The 16,727-nt window shown below is 68.6% G+C and carries 18 protein-coding genes; all 18 read left to right on the forward strand.

Features of this window, described 5'->3' with window-relative positions:
• Positions 1–271: 271 nt before the first annotated feature.
• The 18 genes from ACFYY7_RS38310 (at position 272) to ACFYY7_RS38395 (ending at position 16,560) form a co-directional block, all read left to right on the forward strand.
• Positions 272–544: a hypothetical protein gene (locus ACFYY7_RS38310; protein WP_388668811.1), complete on the forward strand. Its 273-nt coding sequence runs from the start codon at positions 272–274 to the stop codon at positions 542–544.
• Positions 545–1,047: 503 nt separating this feature from the next.
• On the forward strand, positions 1,048–1,662 hold the full coding sequence (locus ACFYY7_RS38315) for a GNAT family N-acetyltransferase (protein ID WP_388668814.1): 615 nt from the start codon (positions 1,048–1,050) through the stop codon (positions 1,660–1,662).
• A 351-nt stretch (positions 1,663–2,013) separates the two neighbouring features.
• Positions 2,014–2,325 (forward strand): hypothetical protein, encoded by a 312-nt coding sequence (locus ACFYY7_RS38320; RefSeq protein WP_388668817.1) that lies wholly within the window; start codon positions 2,014–2,016, stop codon positions 2,323–2,325.
• A 482-nt stretch (positions 2,326–2,807) separates the two neighbouring features.
• Positions 2,808–2,939 (forward strand): hypothetical protein, encoded by a 132-nt coding sequence (locus ACFYY7_RS38325; RefSeq protein WP_388668820.1) that lies wholly within the window; start codon positions 2,808–2,810, stop codon positions 2,937–2,939.
• Between the two features lie 779 nt (positions 2,940–3,718).
• Positions 3,719–4,570, forward strand: coding sequence for a hypothetical protein (locus ACFYY7_RS38330; RefSeq protein ID WP_388668823.1), 852 nt, complete (start codon positions 3,719–3,721; stop codon positions 4,568–4,570).
• 196 nt (positions 4,571–4,766) lie between these two features.
• Positions 4,767–5,150 carry a hypothetical protein gene (locus ACFYY7_RS38335; RefSeq protein ID WP_388668826.1) on the forward strand — a complete coding sequence of 128 codons (384 nt, stop codon included), beginning with the start codon at positions 4,767–4,769 and terminating at the stop codon, positions 5,148–5,150.
• A gap of 99 nt (positions 5,151–5,249) precedes the next feature.
• A complete protein-coding gene (locus tag ACFYY7_RS38340) occupies positions 5,250–7,166 on the forward strand; it encodes a hypothetical protein (protein WP_388668830.1) in 1,917 nt (638 codons plus the stop codon).
• Positions 7,167–7,373: 207 nt separating this feature from the next.
• Positions 7,374–7,814 (forward strand): hypothetical protein, encoded by a 441-nt coding sequence (locus tag ACFYY7_RS38345; RefSeq protein WP_388668833.1) that lies wholly within the window; start codon positions 7,374–7,376, stop codon positions 7,812–7,814.
• Positions 7,804–8,124 carry a hypothetical protein gene (locus ACFYY7_RS38350; RefSeq protein WP_388668836.1) on the forward strand — a complete coding sequence of 107 codons (321 nt, stop codon included), beginning with the start codon at positions 7,804–7,806 and terminating at the stop codon, positions 8,122–8,124. The genes ACFYY7_RS38345 and ACFYY7_RS38350 overlap by 11 nt, the downstream gene beginning before the upstream one ends.
• Positions 8,125–8,462: 338 nt before the next feature.
• Positions 8,463–8,897, forward strand: coding sequence for a hypothetical protein (locus ACFYY7_RS38355; protein ID WP_388668839.1), 435 nt, complete (start codon positions 8,463–8,465; stop codon positions 8,895–8,897).
• Positions 8,898–9,462: 565 nt separating this feature from the next.
• Positions 9,463–10,359, forward strand: coding sequence for a hypothetical protein (locus ACFYY7_RS38360; protein WP_388668842.1), 897 nt, complete (start codon positions 9,463–9,465; stop codon positions 10,357–10,359).
• Between the two features lie 86 nt (positions 10,360–10,445).
• Entirely contained in the window at positions 10,446–10,898 is a 453-nt protein-coding gene (locus ACFYY7_RS38365) for a hypothetical protein (protein ID WP_388668845.1), read from the forward strand.
• A gap of 84 nt (positions 10,899–10,982) precedes the next feature.
• Complete coding sequence (locus ACFYY7_RS38370) at positions 10,983–11,144, forward strand: hypothetical protein (protein ID WP_388668848.1); 162 nt, start codon at positions 10,983–10,985, stop codon at positions 11,142–11,144.
• Between the two features lie 347 nt (positions 11,145–11,491).
• Positions 11,492–12,496, forward strand: coding sequence for a DUF932 domain-containing protein (locus tag ACFYY7_RS38375; protein WP_388668850.1), 1,005 nt, complete (start codon positions 11,492–11,494; stop codon positions 12,494–12,496).
• Positions 12,497–13,627: 1,131 nt separating this feature from the next.
• Complete coding sequence (locus tag ACFYY7_RS38380; RefSeq protein WP_388668853.1) at positions 13,628–13,876, forward strand: hypothetical protein; 249 nt, start codon at positions 13,628–13,630, stop codon at positions 13,874–13,876.
• 111 nt (positions 13,877–13,987) lie between these two features.
• Entirely contained in the window at positions 13,988–14,398 is a 411-nt protein-coding gene (locus ACFYY7_RS38385) for a hypothetical protein (protein WP_388668856.1), read from the forward strand.
• 120 nt (positions 14,399–14,518) lie between these two features.
• The gene (locus ACFYY7_RS38390) at positions 14,519–15,031 is read left to right on the forward strand and encodes a hypothetical protein (RefSeq protein ID WP_388668859.1); all 513 of its coding nucleotides are present in this window, start codon (positions 14,519–14,521) and stop codon (positions 15,029–15,031) included.
• A gap of 326 nt (positions 15,032–15,357) precedes the next feature.
• A complete protein-coding gene (locus ACFYY7_RS38395; RefSeq protein ID WP_388668862.1) occupies positions 15,358–16,560 on the forward strand; it encodes a hypothetical protein in 1,203 nt (400 codons plus the stop codon).
• Positions 16,561–16,727 lie beyond the last annotated feature (167 nt).

Consider the following 16,727-nt stretch of genomic DNA (forward strand, 5'->3'; position numbering starts at 1 on the left):
GCATCTGTGTTTCCTGTCACCGGTTCAGGGACTGTTTGGTGTGGTGTTTTTGCTGGTCAGCGCCGTGCTTTGGGGCTTGATTCAGTCTTACTGTTGTTCGGGCCGTAAGTTGCTGTGCTGTCACTGTTCCGGGTGCCATGTCCCGCGCAGTGGGTATCGCTCCGGTTGGGTGGAGCGGTCCCCCGGGGCCTGGTTCCGGCGCAGCACAGTTCCGGCGCTCTGTCAGTGAATCCCCAATGACCGACTCCTGTTGGAGGCATACATGCCAGTCGTGAGCGAACCTGCCGTCGATGCCTACGCCGCTGATTTCCGTCGTATCGAGGCTGACATGCTCCATGGCCTCACCCTGCCCGTGACTGAGTACGCCGCGTTCACGCACGACTACCAGACCACGATCAGCGGGTTCGCGAACAACTACACCGACCCCGATGCCGCTTACGAGGTGCTCAGCCGCCATGCCGACACCGCTCATGAGCACCTGGTCGAGCAGCTCGCGGCCGACGAACAAGCCGCACCCACCTTCCTTGTCGTAGCCGCGCGCTAGAAACCCGCCAGCCGTTGGTGCCGCCACCCCGTTGGCGGCACCAACGACACCCCCTTCCCCTTCCGCCGGCCTCTTGTGTCACAGCACTGCGTTGTTTGGCTGTTGGACCGGTGAGGAAGACCCCGATCCGGGCCTGGTCGCCTGCATCTGCTTCGGTGTGGTCTTTCAGCCTTCGTGGTCGGTTCGTGGTGGCGTCACCGCACTGTGTTGTGGTGTTTTCGCAGGTCAGGGGCTCGGGTTTGTGTGGTGATGGGTCGTAGCGTTTGTCGGGCCGGAAGCCGCTCGCCATTGCACTGGCGTTGTCCTGTGATCAGGGCGGCGCCTGGCCTGCCGGTATCCCGTACCGCGCGTATCCGCGCTGGTCCGCAAAAACCAGTCCTGCTGAAGGGACCCTGTCATGACCGCAATCACCACCGGCCGTGAGTACGGCGCTGACCTTGGCCGCACAGAACCCGCCGACCTGACACCGCACCCCGAGAACACCACCCCCGCCTCAGAGCGGCGTGTGCATCCGTACGGCCCGTGCCACGGACACTGACGCGTTCATCGGGCTGACATCCTTCATCGACCTGCATGTCCCGGAATCCGAGGTGCCGAGCAAGTTCGACGCCCTGCGTGACGCGCTCGCCATCGATCCCTGCGGACCGCTTTCCCACGGCTTCAACCACTTCCTGATAGCCGAGAAGAGCGACGGCACCCCCGTGGGAGCGATCGCCTGCGGCACGCCGCTGTGGATCTTCAATCACCCGAAGATCCCCCCCTTCATGCAAGGAATGCTCCTGCGGCGCATCAGCTGCGTCCAGACCCTCGCCGTCCACCCCGACCACCGTGGACAAGGCATCGGCACCAGCCTCCTGCGTGCTGCCGAGGCCACATTCACCCAGTGCGACTACACAGTGCTGACGCTGCGCCACGAACGCGGCCTGGAAGACTTCTACGGCCCCTGCGGCTACACCAGTGCCAACCGGCTCGTCATCGACCTGCCGCCCCTTGGCCCGGTCTCCGTGAGGGACCGGGGATGGTCCTTCGCGGTCAAGCCGCTGTCCTCCCAGGTGTCCTTCACAGACGTCTACGGATACCCCGTCCGCGTCGTCACCGGCGCTCTCACCCCCGCGTGACCTCACGCCAGGGCCGGGCCGGTACCCCGCCCGGCCCTGGCACCAGCCCCTGCACTCGGCTCGTGGTGACGACACCGCACTATGCTGCGGTGTTTTCGCAGGTCAGAGCCCCGGGTCTGTCCGGTCATGGACTGTAGCGTTTGTCGAACCGGAAGCCGCGTGTCACTGCACCGGCGTCGTCCTGTGATCAGGGTGATGCCGGGCCCGCCGGGCATCCCGTACCGCGCGTATCCGCGCTGGTCCGCAAAATCCGTCCTGCTGAAGGAACCCTGCCCCTTGCCCGTCACGCGGCCGACTACCTGCTCGGAGGGTGTGGTCGTGGGGTTTCAACCCGTACCGAAGGATGACCGTATGAACACCGCCGCCCCGTTCACCATCGCCGATATCGCCGAGGCCGCGGCTCGCCTCCTGGGGGCCAACTGGACGTCCACTCCTGGCCCGTGGGACGTCACCGGAAGGATCCATGCCCCGACCGGGCAGAGCTTCACGATCGGCGTCGATCACGATGGGGACCTGTGGGTAGAGGCGTGCACCGAACCCGGGCCCACCCCCCTCAGTGACGCCCGCCCGGAGCACGGTCTCGACCACGCCGCGCGTATCGTCGCAGCAACCGTTCCGAACCTTCAGAAGCACTGGAACGGTACACACCATGTACAGCCGTAGGCAGATCAGCACAGCCGTCTGATAGCTGCGCCCGCCGCCCGCCACCGCCCGCTCTCGGCCGGTGGCGGGCGGCTGTTTCGTCCTGGCAAGCCAATGGCTGCCTACCGCCTACCGCGTCCCGGACATGCCTGCTGCCGGAGCCTGCGGCCATGCAGGGCCTGGCTTACAGGGTGGGGGAGGGACCGCCCCCGGATCCCCGGCCCGCCCAGTGCCGTGTCCGGTGCACCACCGTCTCTTCCTCGCTGGTGTTTTCGCAGGTCACAGAGGGTGCTGCTGGGAGTGTCCACGCCCTAGATTCTGGGTCGTACCGGGTACAGCGGACGAGCCGCCGGACCCCCGCCCTACCGTCCCGCCCGGTCGCTCTCACCGATCGGAACGCCGACGTTCGAGTAGCAACTGCTGCACCCCAGTTGGATCCTTATGACGCAGGAGGAGAATTCCATGGCCAACACCGGGTCTACTTGCAGGCATATGCATCAGCGGTGGTGGTCGTCGACGCTGATGACTACCTCGATGCCTGCCGGAAAGCGCAGGAAGCTGTCAAGGCAGGGAAGGCTAAACGCCGTCCGATCCAGAGCTGGAGCCCGACGATGGTCGTCAACCTCGAGAAGTAGGCTCCGGCACCACGCCACCCCCGGCGTTCGCGCCGGGGGTTTCGCCGGATACGGCAGCCAGCGTCTCAGGGGCGTGATCACGGCTGCGGGACACACCCGCCCCTGCACCTGACGACCACCAGCGGTCACCCTCCGGCTTCCGTACCCCCGACATCGCACCGGCCACCAACCAGCACAGCATCTATGAAGGTCAGCGCCCCGCCCGGCAACGGCTACCGCATCAACACGGCCGCCACCACAGCCGACCTTGCCCACGAGGATCAGCGTGATGGGCGCATGCGGAGCCTTCGCACGCGAGACCATCCGCACGCTGCACGAAGCCAACCCGGACATCCACCTGTGGCTCAGCGGCGCCCAGAACAAGCCCAGCGCACCAGACACCTGGGCGTGCGCGCCCGCCGCAGAGCTCTTCAAGCCGGCCGCCTGCGATGACTTACACAACCACGCCCGGTCCCGCGGCCGACCAGCGTCAACCCGGCGGGGGAGCGGGGCGGGAATCCTGCTCCTCTGCCGGGCCAGGCCCGAGCACCTCACGGGCGGCCTCGGCGAGGCAGGTCCGGGAACCCTGCCGGACCGCACGCCTTCCGGCACGTGCCCACGCAGCGTTCACCGGCCCGCTCACCCCGAACTTGGCCCGGTGGCCTGCGTTTTCGCTGGTCACGCGTGGTCGCAGAGGCCGGACGGGGCCGTAGCTTTCGGGTTGTTCCCGAGGCCGGTCGTCCGGCCGGGTTCTCTCTTTCTCCACTTCCACTCAGTCTTCGCCCTCTCGAGAGGCTCACATGCTCTGCATCCCCTGTTGCTCGTTCGACGCCGGCGGCGATCTGACACTCTCATTGGAACTGAGCCCTCACCTGCCCGACCGGGTCATCGCTATTCTCCGCAACGACCACAAGCGATGGGCCCACGCGGTCCGGGTCCTGGAACACACCCCGCAGCCCGTTCTACCGCGGGGTCACTGCGGTTCGCTGACTGCCCTGAACACTCAGGTGCAAGACAGCCGGCTTCTGGACGGTCTGAACGAACTGCTCGATGACTGTGCCCGTCTTCTGCCCCCAGGCATCACGGGCGAGTCCCACAAGGACCGTGACGCGCTGCCCGCAGCACAGTTCACGGTCAGGATTCCGGCTGGAGGCGCGCGCTGCCGCCGGGTCACGGTCCACGATGACCGCGGGCGGCAAGCAACCAGCACATTCATCAACCTCCCCGACACCTGGGCCGATTCTGCGTACGAATCACCAGTTACGTCCGCATTCCCCTTCATTCGCGAGGCAGCTGAACACGCACTGCGCGCCTCCCTGGCACGAAACCGCCGCGCGCAGGGCAACGTCAGTACCTACCTGAACACGTTCGGCGGGTTCGACGCCGCATTCTCCAACAGCAACCACGCCATCAACGCCGAGTGGACAGTCAACCCCGATGACTGCGGGATCGAGCTGTACCTGACCGCGCCCCATCCCAAGGACTCGTGGAGGCTGCTACGCCTCCTGGAGGAGTGGCTCGGTGATCACGACATGCCGGATACCGAGGTCACGCTAGAAGAGACCCGACGCAGCATCCACGCGACCCTGCGCGGTACAGCCCCAGTGCACTTCGTTGCCTGGCATCGCGCCCAGCGCGAGCTACTCCCCTGAGTGGCTCCTCATTTTCGCAGGTCAGCGGCATGCCCTGGACGGTGCGGAAACCGTAGCGTTCATCGGGCCGGACCACGAGGCACCCCGCCCCGCCGTGCCGCCCTTACCGGCCTCCTGGTGTCGGGCCCCTGGCCGCGCACCACTCCAACACCACCTCAGCACCGTCCCGTCCGTACCTACGTGAAGGAGCATCACCGTGCCTGCTACCCGAGCTGATATTGCCGCTCTGCGTACCTACGCCAAGAACGCACACGCCGCTTTCGCGTCGCTGGCTGACCGCCTGGCGACACGCTTGAAGACCAACCCCCTCGGCGTCGAGGCCCGGGACCACGACGAGTTCATGGCCACGGGAGCCCTGCTCAGGATCTACCACGACGCCATCACTCTCGACGGCGAGGGAAACAGCCCCGACAACGACGGCCACGTCCTTACCCGTATCCGAGCCGCCCGCACCGTCCAGAGCAACTGGCTCAGGATTAGCAAGACCCTTCAGACCGGGATCCACGCCGTGCAGTCCCACCACGCCCAGGAAGCGGCTCGCAGGTTCCTCAGCGACACCGCGTTCGTCGATTACAGCTGACCCACCCACGAAGCACTCTTCACAACGCACATGGCCCGCCCCGCCCCGCCGGGGCGTGCCCCCGCCAGCACACAGCCCCGAACAGACAAGGACCACCGCATGACCACCCACCCCGGCCAGAACCACGAACCGGAGGAACACCCGATGGCTGCTGAGGCCCAGACCGAGACCGGTATCAAGAACGCGGACGAGATCATCAAGTTGGGGCGCGCCTACGGCCTGACCGTGACGGTCGAGACCACCGGCCGCGAGATCCTCACCAGCTACGTGGTGCGCTTCGCGATCCCGGTCCCCGTCGCGTACGCCGGTACCGAGCTTGGCCGCACCATCGCGGGCGACACCGTGGCGCTGCTATGGACCAAGGCGAAGAAGAAGGGGGCCCGGGGCTGCCTCGTGGACGCCACCGTCTGGAGCGTCGTTTCCCACCGGAAGGTGCGCACTCTGCGGGAGGTCACCGCCGCAGTCGAGCGACTCGGCCACGACTCCAACAAGTACGCCCGCGACGCTGCGCCCCTGCCCGAAGACGTCATCGACGCCCTGCACGCCGTGTTCGTCGACGGCCGCCAGGTCCACCCGGGTATCCCCGCCGCGCACGTCCGCACGATCGTCAAGAACCAGCGCTTCCGTGGCTGGACCTTCCACCAGGACGACGAGAACGCCATCTGCATTGAGGACCGCCGCTACGTCCCCGTGATCGTCACCGGCCCCACCCCGGACGACGTCGTCGACGCCCCGCACGCCGTCTACGACAGCCACAACGACCGGCACAAGGACATCCCCGCCGCCGACGTCCGCCACATGATCGCCCGCCGCCACGACGCGGGGCAGTCCAGCCACCAGAGCGACAACGGGACCATCACCGCCGCCGGGATCAGGTTCGTTCCGCAGTCCGCCGGCGCACCCGCCGCCGAGGAGCGCATGCACGTCCGCATCGTCAACGACGGCCCGAGCGTGCGCATCCCCACCCGTGAGGCACTGGCCGAGATCAACGCCGCGATGATGCAGCCCCTGGTGAAGCGCACCGTCAAGCGGATGTCCGCGAGCGAGTCCACCGCCCACATCGTCTACCGCGACGGCCGAACCGTGTACCTGCGCCCCGCCACCCCCGGCGACACGTTCCCCACCCCGCAGCGCCCCACGGAAGCAGAGCTCACCGGCCCCATCGACGCCGAACTCTCCGCCTACTACGCCGAGACGTTCGCCGCCATCGCCGACAACACCGCGATCCCTGTCCGTGCCGACATGGTGCGCCCCGGCATGGACGTGATCGCCGCCCACCTGGGCGAGACCCGCACCATCGGCACCATCGCGGCCTACGTCGGTCCCGGCGCGCCCTGGGTTCGCGTCTCCTGGACTGCCCGGAACCACAACGACAGCGTCATGGGCGACCGGGGCACCTACCCGCCGGACATGCACCTGATGATCACCCGCGAGTCCCTGGACGCCGTGTTCGGCCCCGCCCCGGCGGCCACGGTCGCCGCGGAGCGCCCGGCCGTCGAAGTCCTCGCCGCCGACCCGATCCCCGCCGGGGCCTCCGTCCTCAAGGGCATGCCCGGCCGCGAGATCACCCGCGAGGAGCTGCGCACCGCCGGGGACGTCCTCGCTCACACCGACTACGTCGTCCAGCTCCGGAACTCCGGCGCGTGGATCCTGCCCAACCACGACGACCAGGCCGACATGACGCGCGGCCACGTCGCCACGGCGTTGCGCTTGGCGTTCCACCGCTCGCAGGATCCCGCCCGCGCCACGCTGGACTCAGACGGCACCATCTACGTGTCCAACGGCAACCAGGCAGCCCGGTACATCCCGGCCGCGCGGATCGCTGACTACTCCGCCGACTTCTGCCCCGGCTGTCACACCCCGTACGCCACGAACGGCGACGGCCCGTGCACCGGTGGCCGCTCCGTCCCCGCCCGCGAAGCCCGCACGGAGAAAATCCAGGAGTCGGCTATCCCCGCGTCGTTCCATGCCGCCCGGGAACCCCGCACACAGGACCCCGAGTTGACCCGGGCCTGACCACCACGGTGCCGCCCGGCCGATCGGGTCGGGCGGCGCCCTCGAAACCCCCTTACGCGCCCGCGGCCGCGTCGAGGAAGGCGATCCGAGCGGGGTCACCGACCGGATCTACCTGTAGCAGCCCCAAGCCATGGCAGGAGGGCCCATACCCCAAGGGGCCGTCCGCGCCTACCCACGCCACTCAGACGCACGAGGAGAGCTGACGCGTTGTTCTACTTGATGACCTGCCCCTGTTGCGGCAGCCTGACGATGTTTCACGAACTGGAGCGTCACACGGCCCCGAGCATCTTGATCGACCCCGAGACGGGCTTGCCGCCTGACATCTCTCCCGACGGTCACCGTGTGGCCGCGTCATCAGCGGCCACAACCAGAGCCCGCAAGCGGCCCCTGTGCCAGTCGTGCATCAATGACGTAGAGGCCGGTGGCGCGGTGACCTTCTCTGTGCGCCTGAAAGGCGAACAGACCGCAATGGCTTTCGCGTCCGAAATGCCACTCCTTGACGAGGAGGGGCGGGTGATGGCCGTCCGCTGTCCGTCCGCCGGGTGCGGTGAGGTCGTTGATCTGATCAACGGCCGACTGGATCGTCACCCCGTGCGCGGCCGAAAGTGCCAGATGTCGGGCGTACCGGTGGTGGTCGGTGAGGGTTGAACTGGCGCACTGCTCGACCGAGTTCGTCCTTCCCGTGCACCTCGACGGCGAGTTCGCCAGCTACCTGCGTATCTCCCGTCATCGTTCAGGCCCGCACGCCCCCGAACGATGGGCCATCCACCGCACCGGCCGCGGCCTGCGCACCATCGTCTTCAACGGCACCGAATGGATCAACAGCGACATACCCATACCCCTCGAACACGCCGTCTACCTCAACGGACTTGAAGCGCTCCGCGACGCCCTGCGTATCGCCGAGCAGGAGACCGCCCAGGGGGCTGTGACTCTCGACGCGTACCAGCCCTTCACATAGCCCGCACCACTCGTCGACGCGGCCGGCGGCCGGACCCCGCACGAGACCGGCCGCCCGTCTCGTGAACCCGCCCCAGCCTCCCGCACGAGACCGGCCGCCCGTCCGTGAACCCGTCCCAGCCCCCGACCTGTCCAGCGACCGTTCACCAGCCGCGGAAGCACCGGCCGCCGACCGCTACCGCCTCCCAGGTCCGGTGTTGCATGTTTTGCCTGGTCACAGCCCCGCGTAGTGCGCCAATCGTGCTCTAGCTTTCCGGTTGTGCCGCAAGGGACAGACCGCCTAGCCCTGCCTCTTGCCGTACCCGACCCTCCACCTCGATCACGGAATGGAGCACCCGCATGGGCTACGAATACAGCGTCAAAGGAAACGTCCGGGTAACCCCACCGATCGCTCTCCCCGCCCTTCTGGAACTCACACAAGGACCCGATCTGCCGATCTTCTGCCTCGCCCCCACCACGGACGACCCGGACGCCGCTGGCCCCTGGGCCGACCTGGTGGGCGTATGGGCCCTGGTCCCAGAGAACATCCCGCACGATCCGGCCCAGCCTGTCACCGTCAACGCACTCGCGATGGAGCACGTCTCCAAAAGCGATGCAATCCACCAGCCGCTCGCCAAGTTCGTTCGCCTCTGCCTGGCGGCCGGTCACCAAGTCGTCAGTGAGCTGAAGTTCTACGGCGAAGGCGGCGAGAGCGGTGATATCCGGGTGACAGAGAACAGCGAGATCGAATGGGTCGAGACCTCCGCCCCCGGCCGGGAGCCCACTCGCTGGTGAACACCCCCGCCCGGTCCGGCCGGTACCTCCGGCCGGACCAGGCACCACCACGCCGCCGCGCCACCACGCCGTCCCGTCCAGGCCCGCGTCGCGCCTGACACAGCGCACGCGCCCACCGTCTCCCGAAGGACCTTGTGCAGTGCCACGCCGAGCTGGTCGACGACAACGACGACCACGAGGCAGTCTCGAAGGCCCTGTGACTGCCATCCTTCGCACCCTGTGAGACGTATCCGGGCACCCTCGGCGAGACACATCTGGGCACCCCGCCAGACCGCACACCTTCCGCCACGTGACTACGCAGCGCTCACCGGCCTGCTCACCCCGAACTTCGCCCCGTGGCATGCGTTTTGGCTGGTCACGGGTGGCCGCAGAGGCCGAACGGGACCGTAGCTTTCAGGCTGTTCCCGAGGCCGGTTCACACACGGCCTGGCCAGCTTCTACGACGACACCGACGTCATCTGATTCCTCGGTCCCTTCAGTCCCCCTCTGCCGGGGCGCGACCGTACGCGCCGCGCCCCGGCCCCTCCTCCCCAGCTCGCCACACTTCACCAAGGAGAACTCCGTCATGCCCCGTGCCGCTTGGGACACCACGCCGACCGACTACCAGGCCGGTCTCCTGATCGCCGCTCTCGCCGACTCCCAGCACCGCATCCCGTCCGACGCCCGGGGTCGCACGCTCGACATCATGCGCACCGGGCGTGAATGGATCCGGGCGCGCCGGCTGACGTCGACCACGGCCGCCGTCAAGTCGGGCGCGAAGGACTACGTCCTCACCCACCACGGCGTGAACGTGGCCAACCGGGCGCGCACCGCGCAGCTCGCCCAGAAGTACCCCGTCGGCTCCCCGGCCTTCTTCACGCCGGAGGGCGCCACGGAGCGGGACGTCGTCGTCGTGAACTCCGGGCCCGACAAGAACGGCACCGTCGAGGTGCTCAGCGCCAAGCAGCGCGGCAAGGCGCTCCGTGCGCCGCTTACCGCGCTGGAGGAGCTGCCCAAGCTGCCCCCGGAGCCCGCAGGTGAGATCACCGACTGGTGGACGATCACGGACTCGGAGGGCGTGGAGCTCACCCGCGTCGAGGCCGAGGACGATCCCCGGGCGCGGAAGGCGGCCATGCGTCACGCGGCGGTCGTCGCGGCGGCCCGCCGGGACAAGGGGTTCGCCATACGCCGTCTGCGCACCTCCGAACTGTCCGTCCCCGTAGGGGAGCTGCGCGGGGTGCCCCGCATCTCCCCGGCCCCGGCAGTCGAGGAGCCTGCCCGCCCGATCCCGGCCGCCGCCCCGGCCCGCCGCACCACCACGGCCCGAACCGAGTACGTCGGCAGGTCCATCCCGACGCGCCTGCGGGCAGACGGGGCCCCCGGCGACACGGCCATGAGCTCCACCGGACTGCTGGTATGGCGCCTCCCGGACGGCGAGGAGCTCACCCCGGGCGAGGCCGCGAAGCGGTTCCTGGGCGACTGACCGTCCCTCCGGTCGGGGCGCGGCCCACGCTGCGCCCCGGCGCCGTCCCTCTCGCCGCCCGCTTCACACCCTCAAGGAGTCACGCCATGCAGACCATCGCCCTGTTCGACCTCTCGACCGCCCCGACGCCAACCACCACGCAGCGGCGGCGCGCGCCGCTCGCGCTGGGGGAGCTGCCCCTCTCGAGCGTGCCCGCCGCGTACGACCGGGAGCACCTCTACAGCCCAAAGGCAGGTACGGCCGAGTACGTCGACCACCGGCCCGGCGACCGGTTCGCCCCGCTCCCAGCGTCCCCGTACGGGCCGAAGGCGTGGGGCACCTGGTGGAGGACCGAGGCGAACGTGCCGACGCCGGACTTCCTGGGGCTGGAGCCCGGCGACGAGATCACCGTGGTGGGCGACACAGCCGCAACCGTCGTGTCCACCTGCCGGTTGGGTGCGGTCGTCCGCTACGAGCTGCCGCCGTCGCCGTGGGCCACCGAGACCCACGGAGAGATGTACGTGACCCGCCGGAACCACTTCGGCCACTGGTACCGCTGACGCCGCCCCGGGGCGCGGCCCGTGCCGCGCCCCGGTCCCTCAGCCCTGTTTTCCGTCCGCTCCACGCCCTCGAGGACGCCCGCCATGCAAACCGCGCCCCTGTTTGACCTCTCCGACACCCAGACCCTCCAGGAAGCTCCCGCGGCCGCCGCGCCGGCGAAGCCGAAGCGGAAGGCGCGGACCGTGTACCGCAACCGTCAGGTCCCCGGGCCGCTGTGTGCCCCGACGTACCGCCCCTCCGCCTGACACCCCCTAACCGATCAACCCAGGCTCGGCCCACCCACGCATACCCGCGTACGCCAGCCGGACTCCGCGTCACAGACACCGCACCGGCTGCTTGCCGGTGCGGTGTTTTCGCAGGTCAGCACCCCCGCCTGAACGGGGCTCAGCCCGTAACGTTCATCACCCCGCACGACTCCGCCGACCTGGCGCCAGGGCGTCTCATCGAGATGCCCGACGCCCCGGCATTCGCACCGGACGCTGCACCCAGCCCATTGGGTAGCGCTCCGTTCGGCGGGGCAGCTACCGGGGCCTGAACAGTGCGGGCCCCTACCGAACACGCCGAAAGTTCGTCACCAGAAAGGAAGCCTCAAGTGGCCCACCAAATAGAGCAGTTCACCGATGGGACCGTCGCTTTCGCCTCCGCCAACACGAGCGCGTGGCACAGGCTCGGCACCGTCACCGACGGCGCGATGACCGCCGAGGAGGCCATGCGCATCGCGTCGCTGTCCGGCTGGAACGTGCGACTCCTCCCCCTGACCGCGACCGAGATCACGGCCGACGGAACCACGCCGGTCGAGGTCTCGCAGCACTTCGCGACTGCGCGGACGCACCCGAAGACCGGCCGCACACAGACGCTCGGGGTGGTCGGCAGCGACTATCACCCAGTGCAGAACGAGGAGCACGCCGAGTTCCTCAACCTACTGGCCGACGAGTCCGGGGCGCACTTCGAGACCGCCGGATCGCTCAAGGACGGCCGTCAGGTGTTCTTGACCATGAAGATGCCACAGACCCTCACGATCGGCCGTGACGACGACGTTGAACTGTACATCGCAGCGTTCAACAGCCACGACGGAGGCAGCGCGTTCCGGACCGTTGTGACGCCGGTCCGGGTGGTGTGCGCGAACACCATGCGCGCGGCCATCCAAGGGGCCCGGTCCTCGTTCGTGGTGCGGCACACTGCCGGAGCCAAGGCCCGTATCGCGCAGGCCCGTTCCGTCCTCGGTCTGACATTCCGGTACGCCGAGGAGTTCGAGCAGGCCGCACAGCGCATGATCGAAGCCGAGATGACACGCAGTGAGCTGAAGTCTGTGGTGGACGAGCTGTGGCCGGTCAGGGCCAGCGACCACCCCCGCACCAAGACCAACCAGCGCCAGCGGTGGGGTGCGATCTCGAACCTGTTCGAGCATGCCGACACCCAGGCCGGTATCCGGGGCACGCGGTGGGCCGGTTACAACGCGCTCACCGAGTATGCCAACCACGTCGCCCCGACTCGGGGCAAGACCGACGCAAAGAAGGCGGACGCCCGCGCCGAGCGGGTCATCAGCGGAGCGGCGAACGACCTGATGGAGAAGGCATTCGCCCTCACTACGGTCTGAATCCCTGAACACTGGACGGGCACCCCAACCCCCCCACGGGTGCCCGCCCGGCCCCACCGGCCCGCTGAGGCCGCCCCGCCCAAGCGCGGAGCGCTCACCCACATCAGGAGCGCGGAACGCTCCCCTGTACGCCCCGCCGCGTAACGGCAGCGCGTCGCGTCTGCGAAGCAGCCGCGCGCCAAGAACACGTCCGCCTCTACCGTGAGCACCAGCGCCTCCATGCGCTGCACGGCCCTCCCGGACACTCGGCCAAGAGATCTGCGGGAGGCCCTTTGCATGCCCTCATCGGCAAGGTGCCGTGCCGCGGCCGTCCCCGCGCCACCGCGGCGCTGCCGTGCCGTCGCCGCGTCGCGGCCCGCAGCGCTGCCGGCCCGCCCCACGCCCGCCGCGGCGCGTCGTTCCTGGCATAGAGCACGCGCCCACCGTCTTCCGTAGGACCTGGTGCCCCTGCCTCGCCGGCCGGGACACAGACTGTCCGAGCAGACCGCCGGGCCCGCGCCCCCCTGTGCCCCAACCGCGCCGGGTCTGCCATGCCAGGACCCGCGACCAGACGCACCGGACAGCGAGCAGCCCCAGCACAGCGGCCAGACCCCCGGTCAACAGCCCCCGGGCGCGGGCAACAGCCCCAGGTATCGGCCGGTGACCCAGTGCCGCCTACCACCCCCGGAAATCACCCCGCGCGGTCCCGGTAACCATCGACAAGCTACGAACCCCCAGACCCGACCGCCCTTCTTCTCCGGGATGCCGGTCCGGAACACCACCAGCTGCCAACTGCCCCGACCGCTGCCGCTGCCCGTAACCGGGGCCCAGTGTTTTGCCTGGTCACAGCCCCACACAACAAGCCGCCCAGGCTTTAGCTTTCTCGTCGTCCAGCAAACGAGGGGCAGACCGCGCCTACGAACCCTGCACATCGACGCCGGCCGCTTCCTGCGCGTCGGCGAAGCCGAGTCAGCCTGACCACCCCCCCATGTTGTCGCGTCCCGGGGCCTGGCCGCACGAGCCGCCCCGGGGCACGACGCAAGGCCGCGCACATCGACGCTGACCTCGCCTACCTCCCCCGCCTCTGACTTCCGCACACCCGCCCGGGGGCGGCCGACCGCGCCGCCCCCGGACCTCACAAGGAGCCGCACTGTGTCCGTACTACTGATCGGCAACTGGGACGGCCCGGTCCTCACGATCACCGCGTCCTACACGGTCACCACCGGCGACCAGGCAGCGATCGACGATCTCCTCGACAACCACCCTGACCACGGGTGGGCATACGAGTTTCTTGTCGACCGGCACGCCGAAGCCGTCCAACTCGCCTACGACCAGGAGGTCGGCCCCGACCCCCGGGGCGACCTGGTGGACGACGTCGAAGGGTTCGAGCCCACCCGCTGAACCGTAGCCACTGGCCCCGGGGGCAGGCCGCGACGCAAGCACACCCGCATGACTACATCACCTGGCCGGAGAGCACCGCGCCGGATACCACGAAGCGAAGGACACCGCACCATGAGCAACACCGCCGCCCCAGTCACCTACGACCAGATCGAGAACTCCATCGAAGAGGGCTTCAAGATGGCCGCCGATCAGTCGGGCGTCGATGTCGACAACCGCGACTTCACGACGACTCAGGACGCGTTCTGGACGTACCTGCAACTCGCCGCCGCGATGACGCAGGACGCCGCCTCGGACACCGAGGCGACATACACCCGGGCCCAGGTGTCCATCGCGCTGAACCGGGCCGTTGATGACATGGCCGACCATCTCCACGGCGGGTGCGCCGACGACATCGACAACTTCGCGGTGAACGCGGCCATGACCCTGCTGGACAGCCCGAACGCGTCCTTCGAGGACATCGTCACCGAGTGCTACGGCGAGGAAGCCGACGAGGTCGCGCGCTGGCTCACCAACGCCGCCTGACCACACCACCCGTTGGGCTGCGCCCACCGCGCGGCCCAACGGGACGCAAGCACCATCCGCATGACCACACCACCCGGCCGCAGAGCACCGCGCCGGAATCCCCGAGCGAAGGAACAACCAGTGCCAGAAGCCAACCAGCCACCCGCCCCGCAACACCCCCTTCAGACCGCCACCTGGACCACCCAGGTCGAACTCACACCAGGGCAATACACCACACTCATCCGCCTCACCACGCCCCACGAATGCCAGACCCAGACAACCCGCACGCTCAGAACCGCACTCGAAAGCGCAGCCCTCAACCGACACAACCGACGCACCACCCACCTCACCGACGCGACCATCGAGACCGCCGAGTACATCCTCGCCCTCAACGCGGTCACGAAACCGTCAAAGGAGGCAACACTCCACCTCAACCGATTCCGCCGCACCTACCAGAACCAACTGTCCCGGCAACGACTCCTCTCCGCCCAGAGCGAGGGAGCAGCCATCCGAGAAAGACGCACCCACAAGCCAGCAACCTTCCAGCCACGCACCGAAGGCGACCCCAAGCCCTGGGTGGTCTGGGAACCCGACCTCAACCAGGAATTCCGCCTCCCAAGCCAAGACTGCATAGCCACCCCGACCAACCACTAACCCACCGCCGCCGCTCCGTCGCTGCTCCGCCCCTCCACCGGGCAGAGCAGCGGCACACCCCTCCACGCACGAACCACCCACCAGACCCTGCCACCCGGCCCCGCCAGCCGAACACCCACCGCGCCCCCCCACGCGCCAACCCCGAACCGGCGAACACAGACCCCACCCGCATACCCGCAGGTCACCGCACCGCCCGACACCACACACAGCCCATAGTGTTCTTCGAGCCGGGCAGCGGCACACCCCACCCCCTCCACGCCGCTGCCCGGCATCCCCCCACCGCCACATCCCGCCCTGCGACCCGACCAACAGAAAGAACCCCCGCCATGACCGCCGCCCAGCCCCGCCGCGCCGCCGCCACCCTCCACGACGAAACCCGCCCCACCGAGAACGAATACGCCGTCATCGGCCGCGCAGAAGGCAGCGGCTACCAGGTGTGGAGCGTCGAACGCACACCAGCCGACCCGGACACCAGGCAACAGTTCCTCGAAGAGCTCAGCAACGACGCCGAAGACCAATGGGGCGGGGTCAGCACCGTCTACGCCACCAGCCCCCAAGAAGCCGAAGAACGAATCCGCCACGAGCAGGCCCGCATCGCCGGACTCGCCCCCGACCAGGAGACCCACATGCCCGCCAAGACCACCGACCCCGACATCACCCCCGAACACCTCCTCACCCCCGCAACCCCCGCGATCGTCGCCGTGATCACCACCCCCGAACACTTCGAGGCACTCCGCACCTACGACATACTTCCCTTCACCGACCACACCACCTACCTGACCCACATCGAAAACCTCCTCCGCGCCCACACCGCACGCGGCCAGCACACCATCGCCGTACTCTTCGACCCCGAGGAGTACACGGACTACTGCGACGAGGGAAACATCGACCCCGCAGCACCCACCAGCCAAGGCCGCTACACCGCCGAAGCAGCCGCCACCGGCACCCGCCTCACCTACCACGGCCAGGACATCGCCCACCTCACCAACGAACTCCACGCCCAGGCCGATCAGGACGACTCCTACGAGTGCGCCAGGAGGATCCTCGATCTCGCCGACCTCGGCCCCTGCCCCGACTGCGGCGACAGCAGCGCCCGCACCGGCCACGCCCTAGAGAAGGCGATGCGACTGCTCATCGCGATCCTCGACCGGGCGGGAACAGGCACCCACAAGGTCACGACCTGTATCGACGCGTTCGGCGAGAAGCTCATCGCCTGCGTCAACGCCGAACAGAGCACCGTCGACACTCCCGTCCGCATCAACGAGCACGAAGCCTTGCAGGTGGCCGCGATCCTTGCCGCAGGCATCGCCACACACACCACCGGCGGCGTGATCCTGTGCACCAGCACCCCCGACGCCCCCGACCGTGTATTCGGATGGCGCCTGGAACACGGCGATCTGACCCAGCCCACCGCCGGAGAAGTCTTCCTCGCCTTCGGCACCGCCCCCACGGACAACGACACGTCCGACACCGAATACCGCCCCGGCTACAACCTCACCCCCGGCAGCGAGTGGCCCACCCACCACTGACACCAACCCCGCACGAACCCCCAAGAGCCCCGGCCCATCGCCAGGGCTCTTCCCACATCCACCCCCACCCCCCTTCCCGCCCACCGCCACCTTCCGACCAACCCCATCCCGCCGCACGGGAGACCACCACCCCCACCCCCGACAGCACCCCCACACCACACCCAGAC

Origin of the sequence: Streptomyces sp. NPDC001933 (assembly GCF_042890955.1) — a bacterium.
GTDB lineage: Bacteria > Actinomycetota > Actinomycetes > Streptomycetales > Streptomycetaceae > Streptomyces.

What these genes read in the sequence shown, in the direction of transcription:
- ACFYY7_RS38320 (WP_388668817.1), top strand. Translation starts at nt 2,014, where the DNA reads ATGAACACCGCCGCCCCGTTCACCATCGCCGATATCGCCGAGGCCGCG.
- ACFYY7_RS38330 (WP_388668823.1), top strand. Translation starts at nt 3,719, where the DNA reads ATGCTCTGCATCCCCTGTTGCTCGTTCGACGCCGGCGGCGATCTGACA.
- ACFYY7_RS38340 (WP_388668830.1), top strand. Translation starts at nt 5,250, where the DNA reads ATGACCACCCACCCCGGCCAGAACCACGAACCGGAGGAACACCCGATG.
- ACFYY7_RS38355 (WP_388668839.1), top strand. Translation starts at nt 8,463, where the DNA reads ATGGGCTACGAATACAGCGTCAAAGGAAACGTCCGGGTAACCCCACCG.
- ACFYY7_RS38360 (WP_388668842.1), top strand. Translation starts at nt 9,463, where the DNA reads ATGCCCCGTGCCGCTTGGGACACCACGCCGACCGACTACCAGGCCGGT.
- ACFYY7_RS38365 (WP_388668845.1), top strand. Translation starts at nt 10,446, where the DNA reads ATGCAGACCATCGCCCTGTTCGACCTCTCGACCGCCCCGACGCCAACC.
- ACFYY7_RS38370 (WP_388668848.1), top strand. Translation starts at nt 10,983, where the DNA reads ATGCAAACCGCGCCCCTGTTTGACCTCTCCGACACCCAGACCCTCCAG.
- ACFYY7_RS38385 (WP_388668856.1), top strand. Translation starts at nt 13,988, where the DNA reads ATGAGCAACACCGCCGCCCCAGTCACCTACGACCAGATCGAGAACTCC.
- ACFYY7_RS38395 (WP_388668862.1), top strand. Translation starts at nt 15,358, where the DNA reads ATGACCGCCGCCCAGCCCCGCCGCGCCGCCGCCACCCTCCACGACGAA.